The organism is Streptomyces sp. NPDC050388 (assembly GCF_040655635.1).
In the GTDB taxonomy this organism is placed as follows: domain Bacteria; phylum Actinomycetota; class Actinomycetes; order Streptomycetales; family Streptomycetaceae; genus Streptomyces.
The window spans coordinates 135,818-152,932 of the sequence record NZ_JBFAKH010000001.1 but is presented as its reverse complement, the minus strand read 5'-3'; the positions used below and the strand labels follow the sequence as shown (position 1 = coordinate 152,932).

The following is a 17,115-nucleotide window of genomic DNA, read 5'->3' as shown; positions in this document are numbered from 1 at the left end:
CACGCGTGGGGCGGTGGCAGGCTGCCGGGCATGGGGGCATTGAGGTGGGTTCGGGACGGGACGCGGTGGCGGCGGGCGGTGCCGGCCGTCGGGTTCGTCGTGGTCGTCGTGGGCGGGGCCGTGGCGTGCGAGCCGGGTTCGGTCGGCACGGCGGCGGTGGCGTACACGACCGACGAGACGGTCACCCGGGAGCTCAACCGGCAGAAGGCCGGGGTGCGTTGGCTCAGCTGCACCGCCTCCTACGGGAACCAGGACGGCGCGTCGTCGCGGCCCGCGAGTGAGGACGCCGCGGCCACCGTGGACTGCGACGGGGAGACCGAGGACGGCAAGGAGATCACCGTCACCGGGAAGATCACCCATGCCGTCGACGGCGCCTGTGTGCGCGGGGACATCACCGCGGAAGTGGACGGCGAGCAGTGGTTCCGGGTCGACGGTCTGGGCGACTGCGACGCCACCAGCCCGCCCGCGGTGGGCGAGCCCACGAACCGCGGTCCGCGGCCCACCGTCACCGTGACGGTCACCACGACCGTGTGGTGCGAGCAGTACCCGTCCTGTCGCCCCGTCGAGGGCAAGTGATCCAAACCTCTGTCCAGGCCGACCGCGCGTGCATAGGGTGATCGAGTGACACAGTCTGCATCGGTCGCCCCCGCCGCGTATCTCCGGTTCCCGCATCCGCACGGCGAGTTGGTCGCCTTCACCGCCGAGGACGACGTGTGGCTCGCCCCGCTCGACGGCGGCCGGGCCTGGCGGGTGAGCGCCGACAACGTGCCGGTGACGCTCCCCCGTATCTCGCCCGACGGCACCACCGTCGCCTGGACCTCCACCCGTGACGGCGCCCCCGAGGTGCACACCGCGCCCGTCGAGGGCGGTCCCGGTCGGCGCCTGACGTACTGGGGGAGCGGGAAGACCCAGGTGCGCGGCTGGACCCCGGACGGGAAGGTCCTCGCGCTCAGCACCCAGGGCCAGGCCAGTCTGCGCCGCACCTGGGCCCGCGCGATCCCCCTCGACGGCGGGCCCGCCACCACCCTGCCGTACGGCCCCGTCGGCGACGTCGCCCACGGGCCGCGCACGGTCCTGCTGTCCGCGACGATGGGCCGCGAGGCCGCCTGGTGGAAGCGGTACCGGGGCGGCACGGCGGGCAAGCTGTGGATCGCGCAGGAGACCGGCGACGGTGCCGACGACCCGGCCGGCGGTTCAGGAGAGTTCGTCCGGCTGCACGGCGACCTCGACGGGAACATCGAGTGCCCGTTGTGGGTGGGGATGGGGGTCCCCCCTGTTCATGGGGGTCCCCCCTGTTCGAGCAAAGCCGAGAACTTGGGGGAGGAGCCGAGAACTTGGGGGAGGGTCGGGTTCCTCTCCGACCACGAGGGCACCGGCGCGCTGTACTCCTCCCTCGCCGACGGGTCCGACCTGCGCCGGCACACCCCCCTCGGGGGTTTCTACGCCCGGCACGCCGCCACCGACGGCACCCGCGTCGTGTATTCCTGCGCCGGTGAACTGTGGATCCTCGACGACCTGGACGGGGCCGAACCGCGCCGGCTCGACATCCGGCTGGGCGGGCAGCGCGTCGACCTCCAGCCGTTCCCGGTGAACGCCGCCCGCTGGTTCGGTTCCGCCTCCCCCGACCACACCGCGCGCGGCAGCGCCGTCTGCGTGCGCGGCACCGTCCACTGGGTCACCCACCGCTCCGGTCCCGCCCGCGCGCTCGCCGCCACCCCCGGCGTACGGGCCCGCCGCCCGCGCACCTTCCGCGCGGACGGCGAGGAATGGGTGGTGTGGGTGACGGACGCCGACGGCGACGACGCCCTGGAGTTCGCCCCCGCCACCGGCCTCGCCCCCGGAGCGACCCCGCGCCGGATCGCCGCCGGACAGCTCGGCCGCGTCCTGGGCCTCGCCATGGCCCCCGACGGCAGCCGCGCCGCGGTCGCCTCGCACGACGGCCGGGTCCTGCTCGTCGAGCGGGAGACCGGCGAGGTCCGCGAGGTCGACCGCAGCGAGCACGGCGACGTCTCCGGGCTGACCTTCTCGCCCGACTCCGCCTGGCTCGCCTGGTCCCATCCCGGCCCCCGCCCGCTCAGCCAGCTGCGGCTCGCCAACACCACCGACCTGTCGGTCACCGAGGCGACCCCGCTGCGCTTCCAGGACTACGCGCCCGCGTTCACCCTCGACGGCAAGCACCTCGCCTTCCTGTCGACCCGCTCCTTCGACCCCGTCTACGACGAGCACGTCTTCGACCTCGCCTTCGTCGAGGGCGACCGCCCGCACCTGATCCCCCTCGCCGCGACGACGCCGTCCCCGTTCGGCCCGCAGCGGCACGGCCGTCCCTTCGAGACGCCGGAGCGGGACGAGACCCCCGACAGCGAGGGCACCCCCACCACCCGTATCGACCTCGAGGGGCTGGCCGACCGGATCGTGCCGTTCCCGGTCGAGGCCGCCCGCTACTCCAACCTGCGCGCCGCCAAGGACGGGGTGCTGTGGCTGCGGCACCCGGTGAGCGGTGTGCTCGGCGCCTCCAGGGCCACCCCCGACGACCCCGACCCCAAGACCGAGCTGGAGCGCTACGACCTCGCCCAGCAGCGCATCGAGCATCTGGCCGTGGACGCGGACCACTTCGAGGTCAGCGGCGACGGCAAGCGGGTGCTGCTGTGGACCGACGGGCGGCTGAAGGTCGTCCCCAGCGACCGGCGCGCGCCGAACGACGACGACAGCGACGGCAACATCACCGTCGACCTCGACCGGGTGCGCCAGTTCGTCGACCCGGCCGCCGAGTGGCGGCAGATGTTCGACGAGGCCGGCCGCATCATGCGGGACAACTACTGGCGGCCGGACATGAACGGCGTCGACTGGGGCGGCGTCCTCGACCGCTACCGGCCCGTCCTCGACCGGCTCGCCACCCACGACGACCTGGTCGACCTCCTCTGGGAGGTGCAGGGCGAACTCGGCACCTCGCACGCCTACGTCACACCGAGCGGCGGCTACGGCGGCGGTGCCCGGCAGGGCCTGCTCGGCGCGGACATCTCCCGTCATGAGGACGGCAGGTGGCGCGTCGACCGGATCCTCCCCGCGGAGACCTCCGACCCGCAGGGCCGCTCCCCGCTGGCCGCGCCCGGCGTCGCGATCCGCATCGGTGACGCCATCGTCGCCGTGGCCGGACAGCCGGTCGACCCGGTAACCGGACCGGCGCCGCTGCTGGTCGGCACCGCGGGCAAACCGGTCGAGCTGACCGTCTCCCCGGCCGGCGGCGGGGACCCGCGGCACGCGGTCGTCGTCCCCGTCGCCGACGAGGAGCCGCTGCGCTACCACGCCTGGGTCGCCGACCGCCGGGCCCACGTCCACGAACTGTCCGGTGGCCGGCTCGGCTACATCCACGTGCCCGACATGCAGGCCCCCGGCTGGGCCCAGATCCACCGCGACCTGCGGGTCGAGGTGACCCGCGAAGGCCTGATCGTGGACGTCCGGGAGAACCGCGGCGGGCACACCTCCCAGCTCGTCGTCGAGAAGCTGGCCCGGCGGATCGTCGGCTGGGGCCTGCCGCGCGGCATGCGTGCGGACAGCTACCCGCAGGACGCGCCGCGCGGTCCCGTCGTCGCCGTCGCCAACGAGTTCTCCGGCTCCGACGGCGACATCGTCAACGCGGCGATCAAGGCGCTCGGTATCGGCCCGGTCGTCGGCACCCGCACCTGGGGCGGCGTCATCGGCATCGACAGCCGCTACCGGCTCGTCGACGGCACCCTCGTCACCCAGCCCAAGTACGCCTTCTGGCTGGAGGGGTACGGCTGGGGCGTGGAGAACCACGGCGTGGACCCGGACGTCGAGGTGGTGCAGCGCCCGCAGGACCATGCGGCGGGGCGGGACGCGCAGCTGGACGAGGCGGTCCGGCTGGCGCTGGCGGCCCTGGAGGAGAACCCCGCGAAACAGCCGCCGTCCCTTTCCTGACGGCCGGGACGGATACGATGCCCGGGTAGGCGATCAACCGGGCGAGGAGGCACACCCATGGCAGGGGAACCGCAGGACGACTGTCTGTTCTGCAAGATCGTCGCCGGGCAGGTTCCGTCGACGATCGTCCGCGAGACGGAGACGACCGTCGCGTTCCGCGACATAAACCCGCAGGCGCCGACGCACGTCCTGGTCATTCCCAAGGCGCACCACAAGGACGCGGCGGCCCTGGCCGTGGCCGCTCCCGAGGTCGCGGCGGACGTCCTGCGGGAGGCCCAGGCCGTCGCGGACCAGGAGCAACTGGAGAGCCACCGCATCGTCTTCAACACCGGCAGCGGTGCCGGACAGACCGTCTGGCACGCGCACGCCCATGTCCTGGGCGGCCGCGGTCTCGAGTGGCCCCCCGGATAGGCGACTCCTTGTCCGTACGCGAACTGGTGGTGCTCGGCACCGCCAGCCAGGTCCCCACCCGCCATCGCAACCACAACGGCTACCTGCTGCGCTGGGACGGTGAGGGCATCCTGTTCGACCCCGGCGAGGGCACCCAGCGCCAGATGCTGCGAGCCGGGGTCGCCGCGCACGACCTGAACCGGATCTGCGTCACCCACTTCCACGGCGACCACTCGCTCGGCCTCGCCGGAGTGATCCAGCGCATCAACCTTGACCGGGTGCCGCACCCGGTCACCGCCCACTACCCGGGCTCCGGGCAGCGCTTCTTCGACCGGCTGCGCTACGCCACCGCCTACCGTGAGACGGTCGGCATCACCGAGGCACCGGTCGGCGCCGACGGCCCGCTCGCCCGCACCGCCGGGTACACCCTGGAAGCGCGGAAACTGTCGCACCCCGTGGAGTCGTACGGCTACCGGCTGGTCGAACCCGACGGCCGGCGGATGCTGCCCGACCGGCTCGCCGCGCACGGCATCAAGGGCCCGGACGTCGGCCGCATCCAGCGCGAGGGCACGCTCGACGGGGTCCCGCTGGAGGACGTGAGCGAGGTGCGGCGCGGCCAGCGGTTCGCGTTCGTCATGGACACCCGGCTCTGTGCGGGGGTGTACGCGCTGGCCGAGGGCTGCGACCTGCTCGTCATCGAGTCCACGTTCCTCGACGAGGACGAGGAACTCGCCGTCGAGCACGGCCATCTGACGGCCGGCCAGGCGGCCCGGGTGGCGCGGGACGCGGGCGTGCGGCACCTGGTGCTCACCCACTTCAGCCAGCGCTACGGCGACCCGGAGGAGTTCGAACGGCAGGCGCGGGCCGCCGGGTACGAGGGGGAACTGACCGTGGCGCGTGACCTGCTGCGGGTACCGCTCCCCAAGCGCCGGTGAGATCGCCGTACGATATTTCGATGCCCGTACCCAAAGCCGAACTGCACCTTCACATCGAAGGCACCCTCGAGCCCGAGCTCGCCTTCGCCCTCGCCGCACGCAACGGCGTCGAACTGCCCTACGCCGACACCGACGCCCTGCGCGAGGCGTACCGGTTCGAGGACCTCCAGTCGTTCCTGAACCTGTACTACGAACTCATGGCGGTGCTGCGCACCGAGCAGGACTTCGAGGACCTCGCCGACGCCTACCTGGCCCGCGCCGCCGCCCAGGGCGTGCGGCACGCGGAGATCTTCTTCGACCCGCAGGCCCATCTGGCCCGGGGTGTCGCCATGGACACGGTGGTCGACGGGCTGTGGCGGGCCCTGGAACGCGGGGAGCGGACGCACGGCGTCTCGACCCGGCTGATCATGTGCTTCCTGCGGGACGAGTCCGCCGAGTCGGCCCTGGCGGCCCTGGACGCAGCCAAGCCCCACCTGGACCGGATCACCGGTGTCGGCCTCGACTCGGCCGAGGTCGGACACCCGCCGGCGAAGTTCCGCGAGGTGTACGAGGCGGCCGCCGCGCTCGGACTGCGGCGGGTGGCGCACGCCGGTGAGGAGGGACCGCCGGAGTACATCACCGAGGCGCTGGACGTCCTCGGCGTCGAACGCGTCGATCACGGACTGCGCTGCATGGAGGACCCGGCGCTGGTGGAGCGGCTGGTGCGGGACCGCGTTCCGCTGACCCTGTGCCCGCTGTCCAACGTCCGGCTGCGCACCGTGGACACCCTCGCCGACCACCCGCTGCCCGCGATGCTCGACGCCGGCCTGCTGTGCACGGTGAACTCCGACGACCCCGCCTACTTCGGCGGCTACGCCGGGGACAACTTCGACGCGGTGCGCGACACGCTCGGCCTCGGCCCGGAGCGGCTGCGCGAACTGGCCCGCAACTCCTTCCTCGCCGCGTTCCTGGACGACGACGAGGAGCGCCGGGCGCGCTACCTCGCCGAGGTGGAGGCCTACGTTTTCCCGTAGTTCCCGCAGTTCCCGCAGTTCCCGGCGCCGAGCACGTCGTCCCCGTCTCATTGGCGGCCCCTGTTCGCCTATTTGACCTCTGTTCCCATGCCTGAATGACGTTCGTGCGGGGAGACAGCGCGGGTGGGCCTCGGCACGGGAACGGGGGCGGCGTCCTCCGGCCGTCGGCCCCGCCGACCGCAAGGCCTCGCCCGCCACCGGCCTGGACCTCGTAGGAGCTGCCCCGTGACCGTGCCGACCACCCGCGACCTGACCGTCACCGAGGTACGGCTCACGCCGATCCTGGTCGCCGACCCGCCGCTGCTGAACACCCAGGGAGTGCACCAGCCGTACACGCCCCGGCTGGTCGTCGAGATCGTCACGGCGGACGGGACCACCGGCGTGGGGGAGACCTACGGCGACACCGAGTACCTGGAGATCGCCCACCCCTTTGCCGAACAGCTGGAGGGACGCCAGATCACGGATGTGAACGGCCTCTTCATGTACCTGGACGCGGTCTCCGTGGCGGCCTCCCGGGTGGAGAACGCCGTCGACGTCGGCGGGCTGCGCGGCGTGCAGACCGCCGACAAGCTGCGGCTGTCCATCGCCTCCGCCTTCGAGGTCGCCTGCCTCGACGCCCTCGGCAAGGCGCTCGGACTGCCCGTGCACGCCCTGCTCGGCGGCAAGGTCCGCGACGCCGTGGAGTACAGCGCGTACCTCTTCTACCGGTACGCCGACCACCCCGAGGGCGTCCCCGCCGAGAAGGACGACTGGGGTGCCGCCCTGGACCCGGCCGGCGTCGTCGCGCAGGCCCGTGCCTTCAAGGAGCGGTACGGCTTCACCTCGTTCAAGCTCAAGGGCGGCGTCTTCCCGCCCGAGGAGGAGATCGCCGCCGTCCGCGCCCTCGCCGAGGCCTTCCCCGGCCACCCGTTGCGGCTCGACCCCAACGGCGCCTGGTCCGTCGAGACCTCGGTCCGGGTGGCCGAGGAGGTCGGCGGGCTCCTGGAGTACCTGGAGGACCCGACGCTCGGCACCCCCGCCATGGCCGAGGTCGCCGCGCGCACCGGAGTGCCGCTCGCCACCAACATGTGCGTGACGACCTTCCCCGAGATCAAGGAGGCGTTCACCACGGACGCCGTCCAGGTCGTCCTCTCCGACCACCACTACTGGGGCGGACTGCGCAACACGCTGCACCTGGCCGCCGTCTGCCGCACCTTCGGCGTGGGCGTCTCCATGCACTCCAACACCCACCTGGGCATCAGCCTCGCCGCGATGACCCACGTCGCGGCCACCGTGCCGAACCTGCACCACGCCTGCGACTCCCACTACCCGTGGCAGTCCGAGGACGTGCTCACCGAACGCCTCCCCTTCGAGGACGGCACCGTGCGGGTGTCCGACGCCCCCGGTCTCGGCGTCACCCTCGACCACGACCGGCTCGCCGCCCTGCACCGGCGGTGGCTGGCGGACGACGGCGCGCTCCGCGACCGCGACGACGCGGCGGCCATGCGGGTCACCGACCCCGCGTGGGTCGCCCCGGCGGTGCCCCGCTGGTGAGGCGTCCCCGGCCGTGACGGACGGCGCGTCGTCAGTGTTGTCGGTGGATTGGTGCACACTGGCCAGAACCGCACCAGGCCAGGGAGCGCACCGTGAAGGCGTCCACCACGTCCACCACGTCAGCCGGAGAGGGAGTCACCGACAGCGCCCCCCGGGGTGTCATCGGCCACAGTGGCGTCCCGGCGGGGGCGCACGGCGTGCCCCACGTCGACCCGCTCGCCGCGCTGCGCACACCCGGCGACCCGCCCTGGGACGTCCACCTCACCGGCACCGTCTTCCTCGACATCGTCTTCACCGGGCTCGACTCCGCCCCGGTGCGCGGGACCGAGTCCTGGGCGCGCGGGATGGGGTCGAGCCCCGGCGGCGTCGCCAACATGGCCACCGCCCTCGCCCGCCTCGGCCTGCGCACCTCCCTCGCGGCGGCCTTCGGCGACGACCACTACGGGGAGTACTGCTGGGACGCCCTGGAGCAGGGCGAGGCCATCGACCTCTCCGCGTCGCGCACCGTGCCCGGCTGGCACTCCCCGGTCACCGTCTCCATGGCCTACGAGGGGGAGCGCACCATGGTCACCCACGGCCACGAACCACCCCCGGAGGACCCCTCCCACCGGTCGGCCTCCAGCAGCGGCAAGCTGCTCCCGCCCGGCGCGGACCTGTCGCCCTGCCCGCCCCGCGCGCGTGGCGCGGTCGCCTCCCTCGCCCCGGGCCGCAGCGAACCCTGGATCGCCCGCGCCGCGCGGCAGGGAACCAGGATCTTCGGTGACGTCGGCTGGGACGACACCGGCCTGTGGGACCTCGCCGCACTGCCCGACCTGCGGCACTGCGAGGCGTTCCTGCCGAACGCCGAGGAGGCCATGCGCTACACCGGCACCGACTGCCCCCGCGCCGCCGCGCACGCCCTCACCGAGTACGTGCCGGTCGCGGTGGTCACCCTCGGCGCGGACGGGGCGTACGCCGTGGACCGGCGCACCGGGGAGAGCGCCGAGGTGCCCGCCATCGCCGTGGAGGCCCTCGACCCGACCGGCGCGGGCGACGTCTTCGTGGCGGGCTTCGTCACCGGCAGCCTGGCCGGCTGGCCGCTCGCCGACCGCCTCGGCTTCGCCGGCCTGACCGCGGCCCTCTCCGTCCAGGAGTTCGGCGGCTCCCTGTCGGCGCCCGGCTGGTCGGAGATCGCGGCCTGGTGGCGGGAGGTCCAGTCCGTCGAGGGCCAGGACCCGGCCGCCCTGAGCCGGTACGCGTTCCTCGACGACCTGATCCCCGACGGCCTGATCCGCCCCTGGCCCCTCCGCAGAGCGGTCCCCACCATCGGCTTCGGCCGGTCCACCTGACCCGCGCCCCCGGCCGTCACCTCCTGCCCACCGGTCCGCAACCGCCCCGCTGGGAAAAGGTCTACGGGGTTGTCACCCCCGCGTCGTACCCTGGGAGGCGCGAGGCCGCCCTCAGTTGCGCGGCCCTGACGAGGAGGAATCGCAGGCCTTCAGCGCCGGCCCATGACTCAGACACCCACAGCTCAGACCCCCGCGCAGGAACAGGCGAGAGTGCAGTTCACCGTCCCGGCCAAACACCCCATGGTGACCGTGCTGGGTTCCGGCGACTCCCTCCTGCGCGTGATCGAGAAGGCCTTCCCGGGGGCCGACATCCATGTCCGGGGCAATGAGATCAGCGCGGTCGGCGATGCCGCGGAGGTTGCCCTCGTCTCGCGCGTTTTCGACGAGATGATGCTGGTGCTGCGCACCGGGCAACCGATGACGGAGGACGCGGTGGAACGCTCGATCGCCATGCTGAAGGCGAGCGAGAACGGGGAGAGCGACGGCCAGGAGACCCCGGCCCAGGTGCTCACACAGAACATCCTGTCCTCGCGCGGCCGCACGATCCGTCCCAAGACGCTCAACCAGAAGCGCTATGTGGACGCGATCGACAAGCACACCGTCGTCTTCGGCATCGGCCCCGCCGGTACCGGCAAGACCTATCTCGCCATGGCCAAGGCGGTGCAGGCCCTGCAGTCCAAGCAGGTCAACCGCATCATCCTGACCCGACCCGCGGTCGAGGCCGGAGAGCGCCTGGGCTTCCTGCCCGGCACCCTCTACGAGAAGATCGACCCGTACCTGCGCCCGCTCTACGACGCCCTGCACGACATGCTCGACCCCGACTCCATCCCGCGCCTGATGGCGGCGGGCACGATCGAGGTCGCCCCGCTGGCGTACATGCGCGGCCGGACGCTCAACGACGCCTTCATCATCCTGGACGAGGCGCAGAACACCAGCCCCGAGCAGATGAAGATGTTCCTCACCCGGCTCGGCTTCGACTCGAAGATAGTGATCACGGGTGACGTCACCCAGGTCGACCTGCCGAGCGGGACCAAGTCCGGCCTGCGCCAGGTGCAGGACATCCTGGAGGGCGTCGAGGACGTCCACTTCTCCCGGCTGTCGTCGCACGACGTCGTACGCCACCGGCTGGTGGGCCGTATCGTCGACGCGTACGAGCAGTACGACAACGAGCACGGCACCCAGAACGGCACGCACAAGAGCGGCGGCCGGGGCAAGTCCGGGCACAAGGGGAAGTAGACCGAGCAGCAGATGTCGATCGACGTCAACAACGAGTCCGGAACCGAGGTCGACGAGCGGGCGATCCTCGACATCGCCCGCTACGCGCTCGCGCGGATGCGCATCCACCCGCTCTCCGAGCTCTCGGTGATCGTCGTGGACTCCGGAGCGATGGAACAGCTCCACATCCAGTGGATGGACCTGCCCGGCCCGACGGACGTGATGTCGTTCCCGATGGACGAGTTGCGGCCGCCGTCCAAGGACGGTGACGAGCCCCCGCAGGGCCTGCTCGGCGACATCGTGCTGTGTCCCGAGGTCGCCGCCCGGCAGGGCGCCGAGGCGCCGACGCGGCACACCATGGACGAGGAGCTGCAACTGCTCACCGTCCACGGTGTGCTGCACCTGCTGGGCTACGACCACGAGGAGCCCGACGAGAAGGCCGAGATGTTCGGCCTGCAGGCCGCCATCGTGGACGGCTGGCGCGCGGAGAAGGGCATGACCGGCCCGTCCCCCGCCCCGACCGTGTCATGAGCCCCGGGCTCGTCCTCGGCGCGGTCGCCCTGATCGTCGTGGCCTGGCTGTTCGCCTGCGCGGAGACGGGCATCGCGCGCGTCTCCGGCTTCCGCGCCGAGGAGGCCGTGCGCTCCGGCCGCCGGGGCAGCGCGAAGCTCGCCAGGCTCGCCGCCGACCCCACCCGCTACCTCAACGTGGCGCTGCTGGTCCGCGTCGGCTGCGAGATGGCCGCCGCCGCGCTGGTCACCTACGCCTGCCTCCGGCAGTTCGACGGCACCGCCGAGGCCCTGCTGGTCGCCATCGCGGTCATGGTCCTCGTCTCCTACGTCGCCGTCGGCGTCTCCCCGCGCACCATCGGCCGCCAGCACCCGATGAACACGGCCACGGCGGCGGCGTACGTCCTGCTGCCGCTGGCCAGGATCATGGGGCCGATCCCGTCCCTGCTGATCCTCATCGGCAACGCGTTCACCCCCGGCAAGGGCTTCCGGCGCGGTCCCTTCGCCTCCGAGGCGGAACTGCGCGCGCTGGTTGACCTCGCGGAGCAGGAGTCGCTGATCGAGGACGAGGAGCGCCGCATGGTGCACTCGGTCTTCGAACTGGGGGACACCCTGGTCCGTGAGGTCATGGTCCCGCGTACGGACCTGGTGATGGTCGAGCGCTACAAGACCATCCGCCAGACCCTCACCCTCGCCCTGCGCTCCGGTTTCTCCCGGATGCCGGTGACCGGCGAGAGCGAGGACGACATCGTCGGCATCGTGTATCTGAAGGACCTGGCCCGCAAGACGCACATCAGCCGGGACGCGGAGGGCGAGCTGGTGGCCACGGCGATGCGGCCGGCGTTCTTCGTGCCCGACACCAAGAACGCCGGCGATCTGCTGCGCGAGATGCAGAAGGACCGCAACCACGTCGCCGTCGTCATCGACGAGTACGGCGGCACCGCCGGCATCGTCACCATCGAGGACATCCTCGAGGAGATCGTCGGCGAGATCACCGACGAGTACGACCGGGAGATCGCGCCGGTGGAGGAGCTGGGCGAGGACCGCTACCGGGTCACCGCCCGCCTCGACATCACCGACCTCGGCGAGCTGTACGGCCTGGAGGAGTACGACGACGAGGACGTGGAGACCGTCGGCGGACTGCTCGCCAAGCTGCTCGGCCGGGTGCCGATCGCGGGTGCGTCCGCCGTGGTCGGCCTGCCCGACGAGCGCCGGCTGCGGCTGACGGCGGAGGCGGCGGCCGGCCGCCGCAACAAGATCGTCACCGTGCTGGTGGAGCCGGTTGCGCCGGGGGACCCGGGGGAGCCGGTGGACCCGTCCCGGATCGAGGAGGAGCCGACGCGGTGACCCCGGAGGACCTGCGTGCCCTCTGCCTCTCCTTCGACGCCGTCGTGGAGGACTTCCCGTTCAACCCGGAGACCTCGGTCTTCAAGGTCCTGGGCAAGCTCTTCGCACCGACGGCCCTGGACGAGCGGCCCCCCGGCGGTCAGCCTCAAGTGCGACCCGGAGGACGCGGTCCGGCTCCGCGCCGAGCACCCCGGCCTGATCGTCCCGGGCCGGCACCTGCTGTGCTCTTCGGGGGGAACCCCCAGACCCCCCGAACGGCACTGGAACACGGTGACCGTCGACGGCGGTCTCCCGGACGGGCTGGCCCGGGAGCTGGTCGAGGCTCCTACGACCTGGTCGTCGCCGGCCTGCCGCGCGCGGAGCGGCTCCGGCTCGACCGGCCCTGAGGGAACGCGCCTGCGCGGGCTCCGCTGCGACTACGAACCTGCCCCCACGGGCTCGCCATGCCGGGAAAGGAACGGCAGAATAGAGAGTTGGCGGAACCGAAATGGTCCCACTCCGGGCTGCCGGCCAAGCAAACACGGAGTGGAACCCCTTGCGTTGGCGTCCGCCTCACGTGGCTCCGGTCTCACGACCGGGGCCACGTCCGTTACACGTGGGGAAGCACCCACTCCTCGACGATCTTCTGAATCGCGAGGATCAGGTTGAGCACGGGTGCCACCAGGGCCACCCTCTCCGCCCACGTGCGGGTGGTGCGACGCCCCTCCGGCTCCTCTTCGGCCATGGGGCTGTTTCTCCTTCCTGGTCCCTTGTTCACGGAGACCGCGGTGCTCCGTGACGTTCGTGACCAGTGGGCGAGAGCCCGATCGATGAGCCGGCGTCAACTTCGGTCCGTCCTTCCGAACCTCCCTTGCTGGCCAAGCGTGTTGCGCATACCGCCAGTGGAGTCCAGCGTAGCCTGGACATGGCCACCTGGGTAGATGCTTACAGCAAGCTCGCGAAACGACCTCTCATCTATGGAGCCTGCCTTCTGCACACTTCTTTCTGCTATATAGCTTTCCGACATCTCCGGTTGGCCATCCTTGTAGGGGATCAAAAGTGGCCGACCTGCGCGGACAGGGCTTCGATGGAGGTCTGAACAGTCGATGGGGAAGGTACGATGAGTAATCTACTTGTCTGCTATGTTGCATCGTGCGAGGTTCACTTCGAGGGAGAGCCATCATGACGGTGCCAAGTGCAGCCCTTCAGCGCTTGCGGCTCCGCACCGAACTCCGCAAAGCGCGCACCGCCGCGAGCCTCACGCAGCGGCAGGTCGCCGAGAAGATGGAGTGGAGCCCCTCCAAGCTGATCCGCATCGAGGCCGGTGAAGTGGGGATCTCGGTCAACGACCTGCGGCCCCTGCTTGACGCGTACGGCATCAAGGACCGGCGAAAGATCGACGACCTGCTCAGTCTCGCCCGCGGCAGTCGGCGGATGCCCTACAGCGAGTACCGCGACCTGTACAGCAAGGAGTTCCTCCAGTTCCTCGCCCTGGAGTCCGCGGCCTCGGCCATCAGGCACTACGGTGCCCTCCTGCTGCCGGGCCCGCTGCAGACCGAGGAGTACGCGCGGGCCATCATGCGTTCGTACGACAAGAACATCTCCGAAGAGCGCCTCGAGCGCGGTGTGGAACTGCGGATCGCACGTCAGGAAACGCTCATGTCGGGCGACAGGGAGCTCTTCTACATCCTCGACGAGGGGGTCGTGCGGCGCCATGTCGGCGGGCGCGGGGTGATGCGCGCCCAGTTGGAGCGCCTCGCCGAGCTGGCGGCCAGGCCGGGCATCACCATCCAGATCCTCCCGTTCACCGTCGGCGCCCACGCCGGCATCCAGGGTCCCTTCAGCCACTTCGAGTTCGAGGCGGACGAGATGCCGGACTCGTTGTATCTGGAGAATCCACGGGGTGACACGTACATCACCAACTCCCCTGAGGAGACGGGCCGTTACCTGGAGCGGTTCTGGGAGCTGGAGGACCTCGCCATCAAGGACGACGTGGAAACCCTGCTGCGGTCCCTCGCCGCCCGCCTGGAGGACGGCCGGGACGACCTGGAGCTGCTGATCGGTGACTCCGTGCTGTCCGCACAGGAGTGACCGCGCCGTTTCGCCGACCCGCCGCAGGGGTCCGGACCTTGGCGAGAAACCGCTCGTTCATATTCGTTCGGCGGCCCCTTATTCTGGAGTAGGTGCTGCGTATCCTCGCATCAGCCGCACGGGGGGCCGACCGACCTGGAATCCCACTCCTCGTCTCACGCCCGTGACATCGACGGCTGGCCTTCCGCACCCGGGGTGGAGGAGAAGCGTGGGCGGCTCATGGGCGTGGCGTAAAAGCAGCGCGAGCGATGGAGCGGAAGGGACCTGCGTGGAGGTCGCCTGGACGGGCCAGGCCGTGCTGGTGCGCCATTCGACGCGTCCGCACGGGTCGGTACTGGCCGTTCGAGCCGAGGCCTGGCACCGGTTCCTGGGCCTGGTGAAGAGTTCGGAGCCGTCGGCTCCGTCGTCGTAGCGGGCCACGACCGCGGCCCGCCCGCGGTGAGGGCGGGCGTCGCCGGCGGCAGGACGATGAGCCCGCAGGGCGGTGACGGGCCGGTGACTGCGTATGCTCGGCTCATGACCGAGCCCTCCGCCCTCGACCCCGAGGACCGCAAGATCGTCACTCTGGCCCGCTCCGCCCGCGCTCGTAACGGTGTGCCCGAGGGGGCCGCCGTACGGGATGAGAACGGGCGGACCTACGTCGCGGGGACCGTGGCCCTGGAGTCCCTGCGGCTGACCGCCCTGCAGACGGCGGTGGCGATGGCGGTGGCGTCCGGGGCGAAGTCGTTGGAGGCGGCGGCCGTGGTGACGACGGAGGAGTCGGTGCCGGCCGCGGACCTCGCGGCGGTACGGGACCTCGGCGGTCCCGGGACCCCGGTGCTGCTGGCCGGCCCGGACGGGACGGTCCGGGAGACGCTCGCCGCAGGCTGATCCCCGCGGGGTGTTACCGGCGGTAAATAGGCCGGATTTCCACCTTGTCGTCGCCTCGCCCTCCGCGCATCAATGGAACCGTCGAATCCGACGGGCCGTCAGACCCGGTCCGTCGGACCCCTTCGTCTCGTGCAGCGTCACCGCTCCCACCTGCCCGAGCACTTCCCCCCACGGAAAGGGAACCGGACTCCATGAGAGGCACACGAATCGGCACCGGCGCGTTTCTGGTCGCCGCCGTGGCGGCCTGCGGGCTCGCCTTCGCCCCCTCCGCCGCCGCCGTCGCCCCCGGGACGGCGACCGTCAACGCCGACTGCGGAAGCTGGGGCGGTGGTGCCGCCACCCTCACGGCCACCCAGAGCGGCACGTCCGCCACCGTCACCATCAACACCTCCGCGGTCACCGCGCCCCTCGCGATCAGCAAGGACTCGCTCGTCTCGCAGCTCACCCTGGTCAAGGCCGGCGGCGGCACCACCGTCTTCAAGGGCACCAAGAACCCGGCCATGGCGACCGGGGACGCCCTCGAGGTCGGTCCGCTCTCCGGGACCGTGGCGTCCGGCGACAGCCTGGAGGCGTTCGGCGGCACGCTGAAGGTGACCGCGTTCGGCTTCATCACCATCACGTGCACGGCCGGCGGACCGCAGTCACCGGGTCCGTTCGTCTTCGACTGATCCCCGGCCGCTCCCCGGTCCCTGCTCCCCAGTCCTCACCGGTCCGGGCGCCCCATCGGGTGTCCGGACCGGTGGGGTGTCCGGACCGGTGCGGGCGGGTGGTACGGCGGGGCCTTGGCGATCAGGGAGAATGGGCGGCATGAGTGTTCGTACCCAGTCATCCGAGCAGCCCGCCGAAGCTGTCCACCGGGCCGGCTTCGCCTGCTTCGTGGGCCGCCCCAACGCGGGCAAGTCCACCCTCACGAACGCTCTGGTCGGGCAGAAGGTGGCGATCACCTCCAACCGGCCGCAGACGACCCGGCACACCGTGCGCGGCATCGTCCACCGCCCCGAGGCGCAGCTGATCCTCGTCGACACCCCCGGCCTGCACAAGCCGCGCACGCTGCTCGGCGAGCGGCTGAACGACGTGGTCCGCACCACCTGGGCCGAGGTCGACGTGATCGGCTTCTGCCTTCCCGCGGACCAGAAGATCGGCCCCGGCGACCGCTTCATCGCCAAGGAACTGGCCGGGATCAAGAAGACCCCGAAGGTCGCCATCGTCACCAAGACCGACCTGGTGGACAACAAGACCCTGGCCGAGCAGCTCATCGCCGTCGACCGGCTGGGCCAGGAGCTGGGCATCACCTGGGCGGAGATCGTCCCGGTGTCGGCGACCACGGACAAGCAGGTCGACCTGCTGGCCGACCTGCTGATCCCGCTGATGCCCGAGGGCCCCGCCCTCTACCCCGAGGGCGACCTGACGGACGAGCCCGAGCAGGTCATGGTGGCGGAGCTGATCCGCGAGGCCGCCCTGGAGGGAGTCCGCGACGAGCTGCCCCACTCCATCGCCGTGGTCGTGGAGGAGATGCTGCCCCGCGAGGACCGCCCCGCCGACAAGCCCCTCCTGGACATCCACGCCAACCTGTTCATCGAGCGCACCAGCCAGAAGGGCATTGTCATCGGCCCCAAGGGCAAGCGTCTGAAGGACGTCGGCATCAAGTCCCGCAAGCAGATCGAGGCCCTCCTCGGGACCCCGGTGTTCCTGGACCTGCATGTGAAGGTCGCCAAGGACTGGCAGCGGGATCCGAAGCAGTTGCGGCGGCTGGGGTTCTGATGCGGGTGGGTGTTTCGGCGAGTGCCTGAGGGACGTCGGCATCAAGTCCCGTAAGCAGATCGAGGCCTTCCTCGGGACCCCGCCGCGCGGCGGTAGCCGCATGTCGATGCAGCCTGGACCTGCATGTGAAGGTCGCCAAGGACTGGCAGCGGGATCCGAAGCAGTTGCGGCGGCTGGGGTTCTGATGCGGGTGGGTGTTTCGGCGAGT

The 17,115-nt window shown here is 71.4% G+C and carries 16 protein-coding genes and 1 pseudogene; 16 read left to right on the top strand and 1 reads right to left on the bottom strand.

Annotated elements, in window-relative coordinates:
* Window positions 1-30: 30 nt before the first annotated feature.
* The 11 genes and pseudogenes from AB0I73_RS00705 to AB0I73_RS00655 all read left to right on the top strand — a co-directional run bounded on the left by AB0I73_RS00705 (window position 31) and on the right by AB0I73_RS00655 (window position 12,592).
* On the top strand, window positions 31-576 hold the full coding sequence (locus AB0I73_RS00705) for a hypothetical protein (protein WP_363032327.1): 546 nt from the start codon (window positions 31-33) through the stop codon (window positions 574-576).
* A gap of 45 nt (window positions 577-621) precedes the next feature.
* Entirely contained in the window at window positions 622-3,936 is a 3,315-nt protein-coding gene (locus AB0I73_RS00700; protein ID WP_363032325.1) for a S41 family peptidase, read from the top strand.
* Between the two features lie 57 nt (window positions 3,937-3,993).
* Complete coding sequence (locus tag AB0I73_RS00695) at window positions 3,994-4,347, top strand: HIT domain-containing protein (RefSeq protein WP_363032323.1); 354 nt, start codon at window positions 3,994-3,996, stop codon at window positions 4,345-4,347.
* A gap of 8 nt (window positions 4,348-4,355) precedes the next feature.
* Window positions 4,356-5,261 (top strand): ribonuclease Z, encoded by a 906-nt coding sequence (locus tag AB0I73_RS00690; RefSeq protein WP_363032321.1) that lies wholly within the window; start codon window positions 4,356-4,358, stop codon window positions 5,259-5,261.
* Window positions 5,262-5,281: 20 nt separating this feature from the next.
* A complete protein-coding gene (locus AB0I73_RS00685; RefSeq protein ID WP_363032319.1) occupies window positions 5,282-6,274 on the top strand; it encodes an adenosine deaminase in 993 nt (330 codons plus the stop codon).
* Between the two features lie 225 nt (window positions 6,275-6,499).
* Window positions 6,500-7,807, top strand: a complete 1,308-nt coding sequence (locus tag AB0I73_RS00680) for a glucarate dehydratase family protein (RefSeq protein WP_363032317.1) — start codon at window positions 6,500-6,502, stop codon at window positions 7,805-7,807.
* 161 nt (window positions 7,808-7,968) lie between these two features.
* A complete protein-coding gene (locus tag AB0I73_RS00675) occupies window positions 7,969-9,135 on the top strand; it encodes a PfkB family carbohydrate kinase (RefSeq protein ID WP_363032591.1) in 1,167 nt (388 codons plus the stop codon).
* A 162-nt stretch (window positions 9,136-9,297) separates the two neighbouring features.
* Complete coding sequence (locus AB0I73_RS00670) at window positions 9,298-10,371, top strand: PhoH family protein (RefSeq protein WP_363032315.1); 1,074 nt, start codon at window positions 9,298-9,300, stop codon at window positions 10,369-10,371.
* Between the two features lie 12 nt (window positions 10,372-10,383).
* On the top strand, window positions 10,384-10,881 hold the full coding sequence (gene ybeY / locus AB0I73_RS00665; protein WP_363032313.1) for an rRNA maturation RNase YbeY: 498 nt from the start codon (window positions 10,384-10,386) through the stop codon (window positions 10,879-10,881).
* On the top strand, window positions 10,878-12,206 hold the full coding sequence (locus AB0I73_RS00660) for a hemolysin family protein (RefSeq protein WP_363032311.1): 1,329 nt from the start codon (window positions 10,878-10,880) through the stop codon (window positions 12,204-12,206). The genes ybeY and AB0I73_RS00660 overlap by 4 nt, the downstream gene beginning before the upstream one ends.
* Window positions 12,203-12,592: pseudogene (locus tag AB0I73_RS00655) on the top strand (MmcQ/YjbR family DNA-binding protein). The gene AB0I73_RS00660 and the pseudogene AB0I73_RS00655 overlap by 4 nt, the downstream one beginning before the upstream one ends.
* Before the next feature lie 203 nt (window positions 12,593-12,795).
* On the opposite strand, the gene AB0I73_RS00650 reads toward AB0I73_RS00655, so the two are convergent.
* On the bottom strand, window positions 12,796-12,930 hold the full coding sequence (locus tag AB0I73_RS00650; RefSeq protein WP_363032309.1) for a hypothetical protein: 135 nt from the start codon (window positions 12,928-12,930) through the stop codon (window positions 12,796-12,798).
* 437 nt (window positions 12,931-13,367) lie between these two features.
* On the opposite strand from AB0I73_RS00650, the gene AB0I73_RS00645 reads away from it, so the two are divergent.
* From AB0I73_RS00645 to era, 5 genes are all read left to right on the top strand, one after another.
* On the top strand, window positions 13,368-14,276 hold the full coding sequence (locus tag AB0I73_RS00645) for a helix-turn-helix transcriptional regulator (RefSeq protein ID WP_363032307.1): 909 nt from the start codon (window positions 13,368-13,370) through the stop codon (window positions 14,274-14,276).
* The gene (locus AB0I73_RS00640; RefSeq protein ID WP_363032305.1) at window positions 14,248-14,688 is read left to right on the top strand and encodes a DUF397 domain-containing protein; all 441 of its coding nucleotides are present in this window, start codon (window positions 14,248-14,250) and stop codon (window positions 14,686-14,688) included. Before AB0I73_RS00645 ends, AB0I73_RS00640 begins: the two co-directional genes overlap by 29 nt.
* Window positions 14,689-14,792: 104 nt before the next feature.
* Window positions 14,793-15,146, top strand: a complete 354-nt coding sequence (locus tag AB0I73_RS00635; RefSeq protein WP_363032303.1) for a cytidine deaminase — start codon at window positions 14,793-14,795, stop codon at window positions 15,144-15,146.
* 191 nt (window positions 15,147-15,337) lie between these two features.
* Entirely contained in the window at window positions 15,338-15,814 is a 477-nt protein-coding gene (locus tag AB0I73_RS00630; RefSeq protein WP_363032301.1) for a hypothetical protein, read from the top strand.
* Window positions 15,815-15,953: 139 nt separating this feature from the next.
* Window positions 15,954-16,907, top strand: a complete 954-nt coding sequence (era, locus tag AB0I73_RS00625; RefSeq protein ID WP_181383374.1) for a GTPase Era — start codon at window positions 15,954-15,956, stop codon at window positions 16,905-16,907.
* Window positions 16,908-17,115: the final 208 nt, after the last annotated feature.